Genomic DNA, 19,444 nt, shown 5'->3' on the forward strand with positions numbered 1-19,444 from the left:
CACCATCTAAAACAGTCTTCTCGTGATCCTCAGAGTATTTAAAATAGCGTTCCCTCGTTTTTGATAACGAAATTGTAATGAGCTCAAAAATTCCGAACTACGTATCGTCTTAAAATGGCGTTTACTATGCTTTTCTTAAGTTGTTCGCTGCGCTGTAAACTACATTCATCTCTAATTACTAGATAGTTCAGTATCGAACTATTGGCATCCTAGAAATACGCTTAAATAATGATTTCAAAGACTCCTCCAACGGATTATCACAACAGAGGGACATAAGTAGCCGCTGATCGTATAATCAAATAAATCTGTCTCCTTTATCACCAGAATGCAATGATGTTGCAATAGTGGGAAACAGTTATTTTACCCGTGTTATAAGGTGCCACTATGATAAACCCATTGCCCCAGGAAACCCCGCCAACTGTCACGACGCTCGACGATCTTGCACAGTTGGCAAGCTACTCGCTCATGGATACTCTCAACGCCGACCCTGATGCGAAAGCAAACGGCATCGATCACATGCCGAGACAGGTTTTTACGGGCCATTATGTTCCCGTCAAGCCTACGCCAATAAAAGACCCTGAGTACATTACGCATAGCAAAGATTTCTTTCGTGAACTTGGGTTTACCGACAGCATGGCACAGTCGGGCGACTTTGTTCAGATGTTCTCTGGTGATATATCACAGGTTCCTGCTCCGATGCGTAAAGTCGGGTGGGCTTGTGGCTATGCACTGTCCATCTACGGGACCGAATACTACCAACAATGCCCATTCCAAACGGGTAACGGATACGGTGACGGACGTGCAGTTTCCGTGCTTGAGGCTGTTATCAACGGTAAGCGTTGGGAAATGCAGCTTAAAGGGGGCGGCCGGACACCATACTGCAGAGGCGCGGACGGCCGCGCTGTCCTGCGCTCAAGTATCCGAGAGTTTCTTGCGCAGGAGTATATGCACGCGCTCGGAGTACCAACGTCACGGTCTCTGAGTTTGTACGTTTCTAAAACGGAGAAAGCCCAGCGGCCGTGGTACTCACCGGGTTCGCACTTGAAGGATCCTGACAGAATGATATCAGAACCTGTCGCCATCTCAACGCGTGTCGCGCTGTCGTTCATTCGGGTTGGGCAACTCGAACTCTTTAGTCGCCGTGTTCGTAAGCAAGAATATCCAACAGCGATGGAGGAACTTCAAAAGATTGTATTGCACTTGATCGATCGTGAGTACGGTGAGGTCATCGATAATAATCTACCCACCGTCGAAAAAGTGGTGATGCTTGCGCGTGAGTTTCGCAGCCGCCTTACGTCGCTTGTTGCGAACTGGATCCGTGCCGGTTACTGCCAAGGCAATTTCAACGGCGATAACTGCGCTGCCGGTGGTTTTACTCTCGACTACGGCCCATTCGGATTTTGCGAAGAGTTCAATCCACAATATCAACCATGGACGGGCGGCGGTCAGCACTTCTCGTTTCTTAACCAGCCTGTAGCTGCGGAACGTAATTTTCATATGTTTTGTGCAGCGTTACGTCCGTTGCTGGCATCGCATCAGGACTCTCTGAGACAGCTTGACGAGATTCGCAGTGGCTTTGCAGATGTGATGCAAACGACAATGGAAGAGATGTGGGCTGCCAAGCTTGGGCTGAACGCTTTTCATGCGGAGTTGTTCAGTGAGCTCGGAATGCTCATGGTGCAAACACCTGTTGATTACACCATTTTCTTTCGCGAGCTATCGAGCGTTCCTAACGACATTGGACCACTCCAAAAAAGCTTCTACAAAGGGGCGGCTTATGAGACAGACCCTGAAGGGATGGATAAACGTTGGTCTGATTGGCTGACACAATGGAATTCACTTATCGGCAGCGGAGATTATGCTCGACCCTGTTCACGTGAGGAACTCTCTACACAGATGAAACTCGTTAATCCAAAATACACTTTACGAGAATGGTTCGTTGTGCCTGCATATCAGCAAGCAGCCGCTGGGAACTATTCTCTAGTGAGAGAGCTGCAGGAAGTCATGACACAGCCATACGATGAACAGTCGAAAGAGATGGAAAATAAATACTATAGGCTGAAGCCGTCTGAATTTTTTGAACTCGGTGGCGTGTCGCATTATAGCTGCTCATCGTGATTATCACACTTTTAAGAAGATGCTTTTAAAGAACGAAAAGCAGCGAGAGCTTAAGGTTTTTTACTTGATTCTGGCTAATATGATGACGTGAGCTTGTTAGCGCCTTAACGCGGTAATAGGAAAAGACAGGAGTAAAAGGATTGAATCACATCACACTGCTTGATGGAGGCATGGGGCAGGAGCTTTTACGCAGAAGCTCTCGTGCAACGACTCCTCTTTGGTCTGCTGATATTATGTTACACGAGCCAACGCTTGTACGAGACTTACATCTTGATTTTATTGAGAGCGGAGCCCGTGTCATCACACTCAACACCTATACAGCAACGCCACAGCGTCTAGCACGGGAAAATGAGCTTGCTCAACTAAAAAACCTTCACAAGTCTGCTATGGATGCTGCTTTAGGTGCTGTTGAGTTAGCTGAACGAGATGGTATTGAAATAGCAGGGTGCTTGCCTCCGCTGGTAGCCAGTTATCGCCCTGATGTATCGTTATCGTACGATGATTCACTTAACGCGTACCGTCGCCTTGTTGAGTTACAAGCACCCGCCAGTGATCTTTTCTTGTGTGAAACTATGGCCTCAATAAACGAGGCGCGCGCTGCCTGTACAGCAGCGATGGAAAGTGGCAAGCCGGTATGGGTTGCGCTAACAATTAGTGATTTCCATCCGGGGCAGTTACGCAGTAGTGAACCTCTGAATGAGGCATTGCAAGTGCTCGCATCTTTGGGAGCTGAAGCAATCCTGTTAAATTGCAGCCACCCGGAGGCTATTAATGGTTGCTGGCCGCAGTTGCGCAGAGTGGACAAGAAGATTGGTGCTTATGCCAATGGCTTTGTTTCGGTAGGACCGTTGCAGCCGGGTGGCACTGTTGAGCAGTTAGAAGTACGTCAAGATTTGAGCCCACAAAGATATGCAGAATATGCCATGGGCTGGGCGAGAGGTGGCGCATCGATTATTGGTGGCTGCTGTGAAATTGGTCCAGCACATATAAAAGCGTTGCATGAAAGATTGTGCAATGAAGGATTTCTGTAAACGCATGCTACTTTGCAGGAATATTTTGGCTACTTAAGGTAATTCGCTTGATTCTGGTGTGGTAGGTGACGCTATTTTTGTCAGTAATAGTATCAGTGGGATTTGGCGGATTAATGCCCTTTAAGGTTGTGTAAATAAAGGTTTTTAATTCTCAATAATTGTTTGGCTTGGTCTATACTGAGTCGGCTTGCGATTAAGTTCCTTTGGTTTAGCTATCGTTAATACACAGCCGTCATTCATACCAAAGTTTTGTATTTATTCGCTTCCCTTTCTTAAAAAACAGCTTTGAAGGATCGTGTGCAGTGGCAATATATGTCTTACGTGAAGTGATGAAAAATGGCGTTTCTGTTGTACATAGTTTGGCTGATGCGTCAAGCCTACCGGCAACCGCTGGCTCTATATACACCTTAATCGAGAAAGCATCACAAGAGCCCGTTGGCGATGTTGTGCTTAAGCGCAAAGGGCGATTATTAGAGGTTGAAGTTGATCAGAATACTATAGTACGTATTGAAGGTTTTTTTGGTGATCAAGTTGCAGCCACCTTTAGCGTTGATGGCTCTTTAGCGGTATCTGAAGACATGAGCGTAAGCAGTACCGATGCAGCGACCGTAGCAGCATCTGATGCTAAAGGCGATATCGTGTGGCAAGCCTCTGAAGCGCAAGGTTTTGGCATGCTGGCGGGTATGGGAGCCGGTGTGGGAGCGCTCGCTCTGGCGGCAGGTGGTGGAGGGTCCTCTGCTGTTGTTGCTAGTAGTAGCTATTTGTTAACCATTGTTGGGGTTGCAGGTCCTTTTTCTTCCGAGGCTTTGGTTGAAGTCTATGGCCAAAACGGTGCGCTATTAACAACAGGCACTTTTGTTGTGGAAGCAGGGACGGTTCAGTTTACGATTACCAATGGCTATGTAGGCCCCGTGTTAGTTAAAGTGATTGATAATAACGAAGGTGCCCCTGATTTCATTGATGAAACGACGGGTACTGGCACGAGTTTAGATACAACCTTACGTGCCATGGGCTATGCTGATGGCACGGGCAATGTAACGATCACTGTCTCACCAGTCACAGAGCTAGCTGTTAGACAAGCCGGTATTGTGGGCAATATTGTCACAGAAGCTGATTTGGCTATGAATGCCAAAGTGGCTGAATTATTTGGTATCGAGGATATTTTATCGCCTGCGATTACCGTACTTGATTCTACGTATAACCCTGATGACGGCCTAAGTGCAGCAGAACATTATGGCAACGTGTTAGCGATGTTGTCTGGCGCAAGCGCTTCAGGAGTTAATGCGCTACTCACTCATCTAAAAGCACAGTTAACAGAATCTGATGATGTATTAGTATTTAACCAGGCCGGAGTCGATGCACTGGTGGCGGGCGTAGAAACGTTTAATTCAGGCGCTAATCAAAGCCAAGCAGATCCAATCTCCGCACTTCCGTTTATCGATAAGATTAGTCCAATAATCACCAGTGTTACCCTCTCCAATACCTCTTTAAAGGTGGGTGATACGGCGACCTTAACCATTACCTTCTCGGAAGCTATTACTGACTTTGATAACAGCGATATTTCTCTCCCTAATGGGGCTCTCAGTGCAGTTAGTTCCAGTGATGGAGGAATCACTTGGTCGGGAGGCTTTACACCGACGGCTGATATTGAAGATGTTACAAATATTATCACCGTAGGCACGTCGCTCACTGATTTAACAGGAAATGCTCCTGAAACGAGTAAAGCCTCTGACAATTTTGCAATTGATACTGCTGAACCAGTTATTAGTGCAGTAACAGTGCCTAATGCAGCGATGAGCGTTGGTGATGCGGTGGCCGTAACGATTACGGCTAGCGAAGCGGGCTTGAGCCTTACCAGCGGTACCATCAACGGAGTTGCGGTAACAGGCTTTACTGATAATGGTGACGGAAACTACAGTGCTACTTATACCGTAGTGGAAGGCGATGTCGATCGTGAAGCAGGGGATGATATTCCTGTTTCCTTCGTGCTACAGGACGACGCTGGCAATACAAGTAGTACCTTCTCTACCGCCATCAGCCAAGCGGGCGATTCCATTGACGCCAACCCCACTCCCTCTCCCAGCATTAGTGCGGTTAGTATCCCTAATGTAGCGATGAGCATTGGCGATATTGTTACCGTGACCATTACCGCGAGTGAAGCGGGCTTGAGTCTGATCAGTGGCACTATCAACGGTGTGGCAGTGACAGGCTTTACCGATAATGGCGATGGTAACTACAGCGCTACTTATACAGTGGTACAAGGTCAAAAAGTGCGTGCGGGAGGAGATGATATTCCGGTCTTCTTCGTATTGCAGGACGGAGCTGGCAATACAAGCAGCACCTTCACAACCGCCATCAGCCAAGCGAGCGATGCGATTGATGCCAGTATCCCCGCGCCACCTCCAATTCCTGCTTCTGTTATTAGCGCAGCGAGTATCCCTGATACGGGGATGAACGTCGCTGATGTGGTCACCGTGACCCTAACTGTGGCTGACGATGGTGGTAATGCTTACACCGGTCTGTCCGGCACTGTGGGTGGCTTTGCTCTTAGTAATTTAAACCGTACTAACAGTACCACTTACACTGCGCAGTTTACCGTTGCTAACGGTGGCACTGATGTTGCGGCTGGTGCAAATATCCCGGTGTCGATCACCCTCGGTGTTGGAGCTGCTTTTTCCACTGCCATCAGCCAAGCAAGTGATGAAATCGATGCAAATATACCTGTTTTAAACTCTGTGATTCCAGCTGACGATGTTACAAATACAGGCGTCAATGACAACCTCACGCTTACCTTTTCAGAAGCAGTTTCTGTGGGAACCGGAAACCTTCTTATTAAAAGAGTAGGTGATGACAGTACATTTGAAACGGTTGATATAACCTCCGGTAAGGTTACCGGCTGGGGAACTGCAATTATTACGGTAAATCCAGCTGGCACCTTTACCGACAGTACTGCTTATTATGTACAACTCCCCACGGGCGCTATTTTGGATAGTGCTGGGAACTCCACAAGCGCTATTGCAGATAAGACCACATGGAATTTTGCAACCCCCGACACTATAGCTCCGCAGATCGAGTCCTTCTCCACCACAACGGTAGATGGAAGCTACAAGAGTGGATCAACAATAAACATTACGGCAACAGTTGATGAACCCATACAATCGGGAAACACCATAACCGTAACTTTGGATACCGGAGACTCTGTTCTTTTAACAGCTGCAGCAAACGGCACAACCTTAGTGGGTACATATACGGTTGGTGCAGGGGATACTTCATCAGATCTGAAAGTCAATAGCTTTACAATAGGAACGGTTGAAGACCTTTCAGGCAATGCAATGGTCTCAACAACCGTTCCCATGGGTAATAATATAAGCGATGCAAAGGCCATAATTGTTGACACCACCAGCCCTACAAACAAGGTGTCTGGAATAGATATCTCAGCAGATACAGGAACTTCTGCGGCAGATTTCCTTACCAAGACAGCAAGCCAAACCATCACAGCCACTTTAGATTCAACTCTCGCTGTCGGCGAAAAATTGTTTGGTTCCACGGACGGAGGAACAACCTGGGCAGATATATCTTCCAAGGTTACAGGAACAGCCGTTTCATGGAATGGGGCCACATTATCAGGCGCTTCATCCATACAGATTAAGGTAACTGATACAGCGGGTAACGAAGGCTCAAACGTGGGGGTATCTTACACTCTTGACCAGATCGCCCCAACAACGACCATCACAGGTATTGATATCTCAGCTGATACCGGAATATCGGCCAATGATTTTCTCACAAAAACAGCATCTCAAACTATTACAGGCACCCTTTCCACAACACTTGCTGCAGGAGAAATACTCTACGGCTCTGTTGACGGTGGTTCCAATTGGACGGATATAACTTCCAAGATCAGCGGAGGAACATCTATATCTTGGGATAGTGCAACCCTTTCCGGCTCATCAACAATTCAGATGAAGGTTGTGGATGCCGCGGGAAATGATGGATCTGCAGCTTCTCAGGCATTTACTCTTGATACAACCGCTCCAACCGTTACCTACACAAGTGTTAGTTATGCCAGCGGCTCGGATACAATAACCCTTACAGGAACAAATATTAACACTCTCCTGGATGGAAGCGAGACCAGCGGCACTGATTTAAAGTCTAAGTTTGACTGGAGTAAATTCAAATGGGATATAAACGGTGACGATGCTGTAACGGGTGATGTTTTATTTTCTGCATCGGACATTCTTTCCGTAAAGGCATTGAACAATACGACCCTTGAAGTCGTGCTGACTTCGGCTAAAGGAACCGCTCTTGAGGCCACAGGAGACTGGGATGCTCTGAATACAAATGACTCCGTTGAGATCTCTGTAGGTTTTTCCAGAGACGGAGCTGAAAACATATCATCCACCGATGCATTTGAAGGGCCTACCTATATCCCGACAGTATCCTCCGTGGCCATCTCCGGTAGCACTGGCATACTAAATAACACCCTCAACACAGGTGATACGGTAAGCGTCACTGTAAGCATGAGCGAGAATACTGATGTAAACACGATTGGAGGAACTCCATATATCAATCTGAATATTGGAGGGTCTACAGTACAGGCGGGTTACGCAACGGGAACGGGATCCACAGCTCTCGTTTTTACATACACCATCCTGGCAAACGAGGCCGATGCTGACGGAATAAGTATAGATCTCAATAGTATTAATCCAAACAGCGGAACCATAAAGGGCGCAACAGGTAATAACGCAGTAATAACCCACAGTGCGGTATCAGCAAATGCGTCCTACAAGGTGGATGCAGTAACGCCAAGCACCCCGGGGTTATCACTGAATACAGATACAGGCACCAGCAACACAGACAGAATCTCTAGTGACGAAACCGTTGATGTTGGAAGCATCGAAGCTGGGGCATCGTGGGAGTACAGCCTGAACAATGGAAGCAATTGGGCAAATGGTACAGGCACAAGCTTTGAGCTTACTGCCAACACCACCTTCGCATCGGGCCACATTCAAGTAAGGCAAGCCGATGCTGCAGGAAATGTCAGTACAAACGGAACCCTTGGCGCTGTTAAAACTGACAGTAACGTCCCAACAGTTTCATCGGTAAGTGTTCCCGCGAATCAAACGTACAAGATTGGTGAGAATTTAGACTTTACCGTCAATTTCAATGAGGACGTAACATTAGTTGGAACCAGTTCAACTCTCGCCCTTACCTTAGGTACGGGGGGGACGGTTCAGGCTGCTTATCAGTCTAAAACCGCAAACTCCATTACTTATAGATACACGGTTCAAAGCGGTACTGAAGATACAAACGGTATCAGCTTGGGAGCCCTCACCTTAAATATGGATACCGTAAAGGATATTGCGGGCAACACCGCAAACCTGACTCTCAACAATCCGGGAGCTACAACATCCGTTTTGATTGATGGAATAAAGCCAGGCATTGCAAGTGTTACCGTTGAAAACGGAACCCATAAAATCGGCGATACAGTTACCGTAACCATAACCGCGGCAGGAAATGAAACCGGCCTTACACTGTCCGGAAAAACATTCAACGGCCAGACTCTTACGGGAATAACTGACAACAACAATGGAACCTACACAACTACTTATACCGTTGTTGAAGGGGACGCAGGTGTTGCAGATGCAGGATCGGTTACAACAAGCCTTGCCTTCACCGATGCTGCCGGAAATATAGGGGATACAACAACAAGTGTAACGCTGTCTGGGGAATCCATTGACGCTGATACACCCGATTTTGCATCCTCTACGCCTGCCGATGAAGCTACAGGCATAGCAGTTGACTCAAATATAGTTATCAATTTTGATGAAAATATAGCTCTGGGAACCGGTAATATAGTTATATCGGATGGAACAGATACAAAAACCATCAACGTTGCCAGTCACGCAGGACAGCTTTCAATAAGTAATAGTCAACTTACCATAAACCCCACTGCCGACCTGAGTAACAATGGAAGCACATACAACGTCAAGGTGGACAGCACAGCAATTGTTGATGCTGCAGGCAATACCTATGCCGGTATAAGTGACAGCACTACTCTAAACTTTGATACGGTTTCCGCAGTGGATACCACTAAGGTGGTGTTTGACCTAAAAAATGGAAAGAGCTCTACGCATTCAACGGGGTTTAGTGCAGGAGTTTCATATACCATTTATATTTATATCGACTCCGATTCTAAGAGCATAACCCTTCCTGGCGGTAGTAAATATACAGGCGGTGCTAATCTAGGCGCTGATGACACCATCATTCTCGCTGGAGATGCTCCTGGTGGCGTTCAAGGGGCCAAGGGAAACCCAATAACCAAAACAAGTGTTGATGCCACTAATATTCGTTGGTCTTCAGCAGGCCACGGTCTTGGAGAAACGATAACCAACGGAGGTAATTTCTTTATAGTGAGTTTGCCTGGAGCGACTTCATTTACAGATACTGCCTCATTATGGTCAGGAAATTGGGGGGCAAGGCCTGCCTATAATTACACTGCTGTCATGCCTGCAGGTATCCTATCAAGCCAGATATCGTAAAGAATTGATGCTGGTAGCCTACCGAACGGGGTTTGTTATATTAGAAATTTCTCCTGTATTTTTATCTGCCTTCCATTTATGGAGGGCAGATGCTGGAGAATGTTTTGAGTAAGCCCTTCAGTATCGGAGAACTCTGCCGATTATTGAGGGGAGGTTTTATCAAAGGTCAGATGTGTCATATTTGAATATACTTCGACAGTTAGTCGATCAGCAGCAGTTTGGCATCTTACAACCCCAAGTACAGCAATACTATTTGGAATCCGGTGATCTTCAAGCTTTGCCTCTGTTAGCACTTTCTCATGCACAGCTGGCTGAACGAGATCTTGCTGAAGGTTTTGTTGTAGAGGCTGAGGCCTGCTTGTCTGAACTTAATGATGATGCTCGTATTGATTTAGCTGCGGTGTATTGCTTGTTGTGGCGTATCGATGAGGCGGTGCATTTGTTGGACGCCGTATTAGTTATTCATCCCAACCATGCGTTGGCCTTGGCACGTTTAGCCTGGTGCTGGATGCAGAAGGGGCAGTTGGCACAAGCGAGTGAACTATATCAACGCTCAGCGGCACTCGCTCCATATCGTTTGCCTGTATGGATGGCGTTGGCGCGATTGAAGTTAGTGGCTGACGATTTTCCCGCTGCCCAACAGGCGTTGGATAGCGCGATTGCTCGTTTTGAAGCAACTATGGTTAATCTGCCCGACGGGGAGGTCGCAGAATTTACTGCTCAGTTACGAGGTTTGCAGTTAGAGATATGGGTGGTGACGGATGCCTTGGCGCAAGCGGAGCTGTGGTTGGAGAGTCGCCGCGATACGCTAACAGAAGACGAGTGGTGTTCATTAGTGCTGGGTTATTCGACCCTGCTAGCAGCTCAGGAACGCCACGCTGAGTCGGAAGAAGCGCTACATAATGGTTTAAAATATTACCCTAAAAACTTAGATCTTATCTCACAGCTGGCCGAGTTGGCTCAGTTACAGGGGCGTACGATGCAGGCAGTGCAGTTGTTGCGCCGTTCGATTCGTTTAGCTGTGGAGTTGGACGAATGCTCGAATAGAAAGGAGATCCTTCTGTGGGCGCGTCTTTCTAAAGCTTGCTTGCATCAAATGGAGGCACAAGCGCGTAAGGCAGCTGAAAAGGCCATCGCATTGGTTGCTGAGTTGAAAGAATCAGAAACGCTCTCCGAGCAGATGATCCGCCAGTTACACTTACAGACGAGTTCTGCTATGGCGCAGGTAGAGGGTCAAGCGCAGAATTATGATGAAGCGGAATCACTGTTTTGCGAGATACTTGATGAGGCTCCTTACTTTATACCCGCGCTGCAGGGGTTTGGCCAACAACAAATGCAGAGGGGTAATATCGATGAGGCTGTTGCACTATTTGAACGCATTAAGCAGATCGATCCGGCAAAAGGTTACTCTTCGCTAATTAACGCAAGGCGCTTCCCTGATGATGATGCGACGTTAGAGAAAATCGAACATGCCGCACGTCAACCTAGTCTGGAAGGTTCGGTACATTCGGGACTGTTGTTGCAGTTGGCTTCCGCTTGGGAAAAGCGTAAAACCTATGACAAAGCCTTTGGGTTAGCTGTTGAGGCTAACGACGTGAGTAAAAAACGCCTCAGTTATGATCCTAAAGCTCATCGAAATCAATGTGCACGTACCCGTCATGTGTTTTGCAAAGATCTGTATGAACACCGCCGTGAATGTGGCGTGGATTCTTCCATGCCAGTGTTTGTAGTGGGGATGCCGCGCTCGGGTACTACCTTGGTGGAGCAGATTCTTGCAAGCCATAGCCTGATTTTTGGGGCGGGAGAGTTGGGCGTGATTCCACGCCGAATTCAAGGCTTAAATCGTTGGGAGCGGCATACGGGTTCTGGTCGTCATTATCCTGATTGTATCGATGATCTAAGCCCTTACGTGACCGAAGGAATTGCTAACGGCATGTTGGACGAGCTGAAAGAGCTAGCTGCGCAGGATAAACCGGCTGCCCAACATGTGGTGGATAAGTTGCCGCATAATTTTGAGAATATTGGCTTTATTAAGTTTTTGTTTCCCAAGGCAAAAATTATCTCCGTACGCCGTGATCCTCGCGATATTGCAATTTCAAATTACTTTACCGATTACCTAGCTAAGCATAGCGGAATGGGTTTTGCTTACGATTTAAACTGGATTGGTGAGCAACTAGCTGATCATAACTTGATGATGCATCATTGGAATCAGGTTTTCCCTGGAGATATTTTGGAGGTTAATTACGAAGATGTAGTGGATGACCTTGAAGGTTCTGCTCGTCGAATGCTCGAGTATATCGGTGTCGATTGGGAGCCTCAGGTATTGGCGTTTAATGAATTGGATCGTCCAGTTAAAACCGCTAGTGTTTGGCAGGTGCGTCAACCTGTTTATAAAACGTCCAAAGCAAAATGGATGCGCTATCAAACCCATTTAGCACCACTTATTCAAGGCACAAACGCTCTCATTAGTTTCGACCCAATCACCGATATGCTCACGTTACCGCAGCCGGGATTTTTAACTGATGGGGTGGCGCTGTTTCATGATGATGATCTGGATGGCGCGGAGATGAGTTTTAAAAAAATGCTGCACCACAACCCTGATCACGCTGCTTGTAATTACATGGTCGCGCTCATTTATTGCCGTAAAGGGCATGTTTCAGATGCCATTCCCCTGTTTGAGAAAGCATTAGAGATATGCCCCTGGCAGCAGGAGTGGCGGGATAATTTAGTACACGCCTACGAAGACAGCGGTGATACCGATAAAGCCCGAGCACTCCAAGAAAAATACGCCAAACGAAGCGCCGTGACGATGGATGGTGAAGAGGCGTTTGTTGAGGATAACTTAGCACTGTTTAATGCAGATTTTGCCGAATAGCCAGTTAATGAATGATAAAGGCTGCGTGGATAAACGCAGCGCTGAGGATTGAAATAATGTTCGACTCTAAAACGCCATTGGCTTTTGCCATCTGTACGCTTTCTTTTTGTAGTGGCTTGTGGAGCTCAGCTACTTTTGCCCAAACTGTTATGGCTGACCAAGTGCTTGCTCCGCAAATAGAGTTGAGTGCAACAGCAAATAAAGCGTCAGGTTTGCAAGCAGTGTTGCAGACAGTTTTACGCAACCACCCTACGATTAAAGGCAAACAAGCTGAGATAGATGTTTCCGGGGCTTTGATAGAGAGTGCGGAAGCAGGGCGTCTACCTACATTAAGCGCACAAGCTAATAACCTGAATGACGAATACACCCAAGGTACTTTACGTCTTAAACAGCCGCTTTGGGCATTTGGTAAAATAGATACGTCGATTGGGCAAGCGCGCGCGCAATATGACACAGAACAGTTTGCTCTTTTGCAGGTGCAACGCCAGTTGATTGAGGGGAGTGCTGCCGCTTACGCCAAAGTAGAGGGTTTGCAAGCACGTGCTAAGGTGGCGAAGATTAACATCACAGAGCATCAGCGCCTGTTTAAACGGATTAAGCAACGTGAACGAGGGCAGCTTGCCTCAGAAGCCGATGTACGTTTAGCGCAATCGAGAGTGTTGCTGGCGCGGGCACAACAAGAGCGTATAACAGGAGCACTACAGGTTGCTTTGAATGAGCTGGAAAGTTACACCTTGCAACCTGTCGCTGTGGATGTGCCGGTTGACCCTGCATTGGCTGCATTACCTTCGATTGCGGAGATCGAGAGCCAAGCGCTAGCGCAGGATGCAGATGTTATTTACAAACGCGCACGTCTAGATGTTGTTCGTTTAGATATTAAAAAAGAAAAAATAGCCTCTATGCCCACTATTTACGCACAAGTCGAACATGAACTGTTAGATACGCAAGCCAATACAGACCGGACACGTGCAGGGTTAGTTTTTGAAGGAAGTATGGAAGGTTTAGGCTTTGTTAGCCGTGGCCGTGTGAAAGGAGCAGAGGCCCGTTTAGTAGCAGCACAAGAAGATCTTAATGTGGCGATGAATGACATTAAACGTCGTATTAATACGTTAATGGCAAATCGAAATACACAGCACACCCTAAGTCGAACTCAGACAGAAGTGGTGGCGACAGTCGAAGAGACGATGGCTTCCTTTGTTCGTCAATATGACAGTGGTAGAAAAACCTGGATTGATGTCCTTAATACCCAGCGAGAGCTGACGGAGCAGCGTTTACAGTTGGCGCAGTATCAGAGTGACTGGCTGATATTATCCTTGCGTATCGTAACGCTGACGGGGGCTTTGGATCGCTTAGCGGGTATTGAAGTGTGAGTCTTTCCAGTGCACCACCGGCGGAGACGAGCACTCACAGTAAATCTGATCAAGATCCTGCTTTAGATGCTGTGTTTTTAAAAACACCAATTCCTGCACCGGCCTTGCAGCGGCTTCTGAATCTATTACATGTTTCAGTTGAGCCGGGTGCGCTGGAACAAGCCTGTGCACAGGCTCAGCAGCAATTTGAAGAGGAGCCGCCTGCACAGCGTATTAGTTTTATCTTTCATGCATTGCAGCTTAAAGGGGTACAGCCCGCACAATTGCGTTGGAGCCGTTTTGACCAGCGCAGGCTACCCGCGCTGTTGTTTCATAACCAAGAGTGGCAGGTGGCTGAACGTATTGCTGATGGGCTGATTCGTCTGTCAGGAGTAGAAGGTAGTCAAGAATACCAGCAAGAAGATCTGGAGGAGGGTATTGTGCTGTGGTTGCGCACAGCGCCCAATCACAGCGAGTCCTCGGCATTCAGTTTTAAAGATAATATTGCCGCGCGTTTAGTGTGGCGTGAAGTTTTTAAAACTCGCCGTTGGTTGCGTGATGTGGTGATTGCCACGGTTATTATTAATTTTTTGGCGATTGCTACGTCTGTGTTTGCCATGCAAGTGTATGACCGGGTAGTACCTACCTTGGGTTATGCAACGCTCTATACCCTTGTAATGGGAATGGGCGTTGTCATCTGCTTAGATTGGTTACTTAAAACTGTTAGGGCAAGGATTTTGGATAGTGTTGCTTGTGCAGTGGATAAGTCCGTCTCACAGCAAGTCTTTGACCATGTGATGCGCTTGCAGTTAGATACACGGCCTCGCAGTTTGGGTACGCTTGCAGCCCAAGTTGGTGGGCTAGACTCCGTGCGTCAATTCTTTGCTTCGGGTGTGGTGTTTGCTTTAGTTGATATGCCTTTTGCTCTGATGTTTATAGGCTTTATCGCGATCATTGGGGGCCCTATTGGCTGGGTCTATCTGATTCTGCTTCCTGTTGCTGGGCTGTTAGGTTGGATTACCCAAAAACGCTTACGCCGGCTCATGAAAGAACAGATGATTCGCTCCAATGAGCGGCAAGGCTTATTAGTGGATGCTATCCAAGGAACCGAATCAATTCGTGCTAACAATGCCAGTTGGCGCTTTGGTGAGCAGTGGTCCGACATTACTAATTCAATTACCGGTTACAATATTCAGCAAAAAGCGATTAGTAACATTGCCACGGTAACAACTGGCAGCCTTTCCACCATTGCATATGTGAGCGCCATTGTGGTGGGTGTGACGCAAATTGAAGCTGGCATTCTCACTATGGGGGCGCTGATTGCGTGTAGTATTTTAGGTGGCCGCGTTATTGCGCCAGTTGCACAGTCTGTGCAGTATCTCTCGCAGTGGCAAAACGTGTCACAGGCACTCCAAATGGTCAATCAAGTTTTGCAGCTGCCCACAGAGCGTCATGCTGATCAAAACCTTTTAATGCCGGATCAGGCGCCGAGAAGTGTTGATTTAGAAGCGGTGCGTTTCTCCTATCCAAATTCACCGGTTCAGCAATTGAATGTGAAACAACTCTCATTCAAGTCGGGTGACCGTGTTGTACTACTAGGCCCGATCGGTTCTGGAAAATCGACGTTGCTGAAAGTCTTGGCAGGTCTTTATCGTCCCAGTGAAGGTCGGGTTAGGTTAGGTCAGGCGGATCTGTGGGAAGTAGATCCCCATGTTGTTGCTAATCATGTGAGTTATCTGCCACAAAGCGTGCATCTTTTTAAGGGCACATTACGCAGTAACTTGGCCTTATCTGGTACAGTCAGTGATTCACATCTACTACAGGTAAGCAAAGCATTAGGGATTGATCGTATTGCAGCCGATAGCCCACAGAGCATGGAGCTTGCAATAAGCGAAGGCGGAGAGGGCTTATCAGGTGGGCAACGTCAGTTGGTAGGTTTAGGACGGGTACTTCTAGCTCAGCCTACTATTTGGCTACTGGATGAACCGACTGCGTCGTTGGATACAGAGAGTGAAAAACAGGTGTTGGATGCTATTCAGGCTCGAGTTAAACCTGATGATATTTTGTTGATCGCCACGCATAGGCCTGTACTGGCATCCCGCTTGGCAAATCGTGTGATCGTGATGCGTCGTGGCGAAGTTGTGGCTGATGGTAAACCTGAACAGGTCCTGCCTAAAATGATGGCGCAACGTTCACCCTCTAGTGTTGCTGGTCACCCGGTGGGAGCGCCCATGACAGGGGGGGCGAATGTGCTACCTGTGAGAAGGGATCACCAGAAGGGGCCGGGTCATGTTATTTGATAGTTTTTTTGATACTGATGGATCAGGTAATGCGGCGGCAGTAAAGCGGTTATCAACTTTTCATGAACGGCGCTACTCACTCGTTCTATGGGTACTGCTCTTTGGGCTTTTGAGTTTCATAGGCTGGGCAACTATTTTTAAAATAGATGAAGTGGCTAAAGCGACCGGTGAAGTGATTGCCAGCAGCCGTGTACAGATTATTCAGTCGGTGGATGGCGGTGTACTAGCAGCGTTGAACGTACGAGAAGGCGACCGTGTTGAACCAGGGCAAATCTTAGCGCAATTGGATCAAACGCGCTTTGGCGCTTCAGTCAACGAGATTGATGCACGGCTGTCGGCGTTAAAGATTAAAGCGATTCGTTTACGCGCCGAAGTGGTGGATGCCAAGAGTTTGGTCTTTCCTGAAAATCTGATGCGTTTTCCTGAACAAGTACTTGTCGAACAAGCACTCTTTGAGCAGCGCCGCAGTGGCTTGCTGAATGAGGTACGCACATTAAAAACGGCTATCGCATTAAGCCGTGAAGAGCTCGCATTAGTAAAAAAACTCTCGCGTTCGGGGGATGTAAATCGCTCGGAAACGATACGTACAGAGCGGGCACTAAACGAAACTAAAGCAAAACTAATAATACGTAAAAACCGGTACTTGGAAGAAGCCAGTGCAGCGCTCGCCAAAACCGAAGATGAAATGGCACAGAATGAACAGATTCTAACTCAACGTATTCGACAGTTAGATAACAGCGTATTCAAAGCTGTAGTACCAGGTATAGTGAAAAATATCCGGGTTACGACTGTTGGCGGGGTTCTGCGTGCAGGTGAGGAGCTCATGCAAATTATTCCGGTAGATGATGAGTTGATTATTGAAGCTAAAGTTAGCCCGGCAGATATTGCGCGTATCGCATCTGGATTAAAAGCAACATTGCGCTTTGATCCCTTTGATTACACCATTTATGGAGGAGTAAACGGTGAAGTGGTGTATGTGAGTGCGGACACATTGAAAGAAGATACGCAACGCGGAGAAGAGATCTATTACCGCGTCCATGTGGTAACAAAAACACAACCTGTCACAACGACTACAGGGCGTGTTTTGGATATTTTACCGGGCATGACGGCGCAGATTGATATCCGTACTGGTGAGCGAACTGTGATGGACTACCTGCTTAAACCTCTGCGAAAAACCGTGTCAGATTCTTTTGGTGAGCGTTAATCACATGCCAGCCTACACTCGAAAAACAATCGATCAGCCAGTCCAGGGCTCCAGCAGTGAAGTGTACTGGCAAACAGCACATGTTTCACGCCAACAACGGGCCCAAAAGCACCAGCACAGAAGCTGTGTGATATGGTTTACTGGGCTGTCGGGCTCTGGTAAATCGACATTAGCCCATGCGCTGGAGCTGCGTTTACATCAAATGCAGTGCAGCACTTTTGTGTTGGATGGCGATAATGTTCGGCATGGACTGTGTGCAGATTTGGCCTTTAGTGCAGATGAACGCACTGAGAATATCCGGCGCATTGGAGAAGTCAGTAAGCTCTTTTTAGAGGCTGGAGTCATAACGTTAACGGCTTTTATCTCTCCTTATGAAGAAGACCGTAAAGCGGCTCGAGCCTTGTTTGATTCAGCGGATTTTATTGAGATTTATTGTCAGTGTGCATTAGAAGAGTGTGAGAAACGTGACGTTAAAGGACTCTATAAAAAAGCCCGTCAGGGGTTGATTAAGGAATTTACAGGTATCTCAGCGCCTTATGAGGTGCCACAAACTCCTGAGATGGTGTGCAATACCCAAACAAACTCAGTGGAAAGTTGTATTGATCAAATACTTCTATTATTGCGCAAGCGTGGTGTGTTTTTAGACATGAAAACGCTGTAACGCATGTAAGCAATAGCAACGTTTAGTTAAAAAATTGGACATGAAAAGTAAAGATTTATCGGTGCCTTATAATCTATTCCGACAACAAATAAGCGTACGCACAAAAAAGTATTCTTAATATATATACTTTAATTTTAAGTAGTTAAGCGCTCGGTTGTTACTATCAGTAACAAAATTGTTGCACTGCAACATGAATCAATATATCATTCCCTCATCAACTACTTTCCTATATGGGTATCAATCATGTTAAACAATATTCCTAATGCTGACTTCTCTGCTTTTGGCGCTCCTGTTCAGAAGCTTATCGAACTAAACACAGCAACTTTTACTAAAGCATTTGAGCTTCAGAAAGCTACAGCTGAGAAACAAATCGCTCAAGCTCAAGCTGATTTTAAAGCACTTTCTGAAATTAAAGATGTTGAAGCTCTTACTTCTTTTGTTGCTGTGAAATCTGAAGAAGCTAAAGCGAACCTTGAAGCGCTTAAAACTGACGCTCAAGTATCTTTAGAAAACAACAAAGCTTACTTTGCTGAAGTTCAGGCTATCCTGACTCAAGGTAAGTAATTCCTGCTGTTAAGGAAATTGCAAAAATAGCTGTGTAGTTTACGCTATTTTTAAAAAAGCCTTCGCCAGAAATGGTGAGGGTTTTTTTGCGTCTGGATGATACCGATATAGTGGCAAAGATTTAAGATGCACGGTTATGCGCTATGCAAATTTTTCCATGAAGTTAGCTTGTAGTGTACGTTGAAAGAAAACGCCAACTAGGGCTCCTCTTGTACATCTTTAAACTGGTTCTTAATCTCAATAAATTCTTGTTCGCATGCGATGAACGCTTCAACGATGCGAGCGTCGAAGTGGCTGCCTGAGCCTTCAAGAATAATACTTTTCGCTTTTTCATGGGAGAAGGCGGGCTTATAGACTCGCTTGCTCAGCAATGCGTCGTAGACATCAGCCAAAGCCATAAGGCGACCGGAGAGGGGGATTTCATCGCCTTTCATGCCACGGGGGTAACCAGAGCCATCCCATTTCTCATGATGCGTTAGGGCTATTTCACGAGCAAAGTCGAGAAAGTAACTAGAGCCTCTATGGCCCTCTGCTACGAGTAGTGCATTAGCACCAACTTGTGCATGAGTTTTCATTATTTCAAACTCTTCATCCGTTAGTTTTCCAGGTTTTAACAAAATACTATCAGGTATGCCCACTTTACCGACATCGTGTAGCGGTGCTGATTTATACATCAGTTCTATCGTTTCACTATTGAGTTCAGTAGAAAAATCCTGGTGATGGCTTAAATGCTCTGCCAGAACTTTCACATAACGCTGAGTCCTAAGGATATGAGCACCGGTTTCATTGTCACGAGTTTCTGC

10 protein-coding genes are annotated in these 19,444 nt (G+C 46.8%); 9 read left to right on the forward strand and 1 reads right to left on the reverse strand.

The window, feature by feature from the left end; all coding sequences use genetic code 11:
* Nucleotides 1-516 precede the first annotated feature (516 nt).
* The 9 genes from QZZ55_RS18355 (at nt 517) to QZZ55_RS18395 (ending at nt 18,641) form a co-directional block, all read left to right on the forward strand.
* On the forward strand, nt 517-2,118 hold the full coding sequence (locus QZZ55_RS18355) for a protein adenylyltransferase SelO family protein (protein WP_293268876.1): 1,602 nt from the start codon (nt 517-519) through the stop codon (nt 2,116-2,118).
* Nucleotides 2,119-2,258: 140 nt separating this feature from the next.
* Nucleotides 2,259-3,149, forward strand: a complete 891-nt coding sequence (locus tag QZZ55_RS18360) for a homocysteine S-methyltransferase family protein (RefSeq protein ID WP_293268877.1) — start codon at nt 2,259-2,261, stop codon at nt 3,147-3,149.
* Between the two features lie 302 nt (nt 3,150-3,451).
* The gene (locus tag QZZ55_RS18365; RefSeq protein WP_293268878.1) at nt 3,452-9,688 is read left to right on the forward strand and encodes an Ig-like domain-containing protein; all 6,237 of its coding nucleotides are present in this window, start codon (nt 3,452-3,454) and stop codon (nt 9,686-9,688) included.
* A gap of 181 nt (nt 9,689-9,869) precedes the next feature.
* Nucleotides 9,870-12,563 (forward strand): sulfotransferase, encoded by a 2,694-nt coding sequence (locus QZZ55_RS18370; RefSeq protein ID WP_293268879.1) that lies wholly within the window; start codon nt 9,870-9,872, stop codon nt 12,561-12,563.
* Nucleotides 12,564-12,619: 56 nt separating this feature from the next.
* The gene (locus QZZ55_RS18375) at nt 12,620-13,933 is read left to right on the forward strand and encodes a TolC family protein (RefSeq protein ID WP_293268880.1); all 1,314 of its coding nucleotides are present in this window, start codon (nt 12,620-12,622) and stop codon (nt 13,931-13,933) included.
* The gene (locus QZZ55_RS18380; protein ID WP_293268881.1) at nt 13,930-16,212 is read left to right on the forward strand and encodes an ATP-binding cassette domain-containing protein; all 2,283 of its coding nucleotides are present in this window, start codon (nt 13,930-13,932) and stop codon (nt 16,210-16,212) included. Before QZZ55_RS18375 ends, QZZ55_RS18380 begins: the two co-directional genes overlap by 4 nt.
* Complete coding sequence (locus QZZ55_RS18385; RefSeq protein WP_293268882.1) at nt 16,202-17,416, forward strand: HlyD family efflux transporter periplasmic adaptor subunit; 1,215 nt, start codon at nt 16,202-16,204, stop codon at nt 17,414-17,416. Before QZZ55_RS18380 ends, QZZ55_RS18385 begins: the two co-directional genes overlap by 11 nt.
* Before the next feature lie 4 nt (nt 17,417-17,420).
* A complete protein-coding gene (gene cysC / locus QZZ55_RS18390) occupies nt 17,421-18,077 on the forward strand; it encodes an adenylyl-sulfate kinase (RefSeq protein ID WP_293268883.1) in 657 nt (218 codons plus the stop codon).
* A 243-nt stretch (nt 18,078-18,320) separates the two neighbouring features.
* Nucleotides 18,321-18,641 (forward strand): hypothetical protein, encoded by a 321-nt coding sequence (locus QZZ55_RS18395; protein ID WP_293268884.1) that lies wholly within the window; start codon nt 18,321-18,323, stop codon nt 18,639-18,641.
* A gap of 197 nt (nt 18,642-18,838) precedes the next feature.
* Here the strand turns inward: QZZ55_RS18395 and QZZ55_RS18400 are convergent.
* The coding region (locus QZZ55_RS18400; RefSeq protein ID WP_293268885.1) for an HD domain-containing phosphohydrolase at nt 18,839-19,444 on the reverse strand (606 nt) is incomplete at its 5' end.

Origin of the sequence: Neptunomonas sp. (genome assembly GCF_016744175.1) — a bacterium.
Taxonomy (GTDB): Bacteria; Pseudomonadota; Gammaproteobacteria; order Pseudomonadales; family Balneatricaceae; genus Neptunomonas.

Bases quoted from the DNA above. Each gene is read 5' to 3' on its own strand.
- QZZ55_RS18355 (WP_293268876.1), top strand. From the start codon at position 517: ATGCCGAGACAGGTTTTTACGGGCCATTATGTTCCCGTCAAGCCTACG.
- QZZ55_RS18375 (WP_293268880.1), top strand. From the start codon at position 12,620: ATGTTCGACTCTAAAACGCCATTGGCTTTTGCCATCTGTACGCTTTCT.
- QZZ55_RS18385 (WP_293268882.1), top strand. From the start codon at position 16,202: ATGTTATTTGATAGTTTTTTTGATACTGATGGATCAGGTAATGCGGCG.
- cysC (WP_293268883.1), top strand. From the start codon at position 17,421: ATGCCAGCCTACACTCGAAAAACAATCGATCAGCCAGTCCAGGGCTCC.
- QZZ55_RS18395 (WP_293268884.1), top strand. From the start codon at position 18,321: ATGTTAAACAATATTCCTAATGCTGACTTCTCTGCTTTTGGCGCTCCT.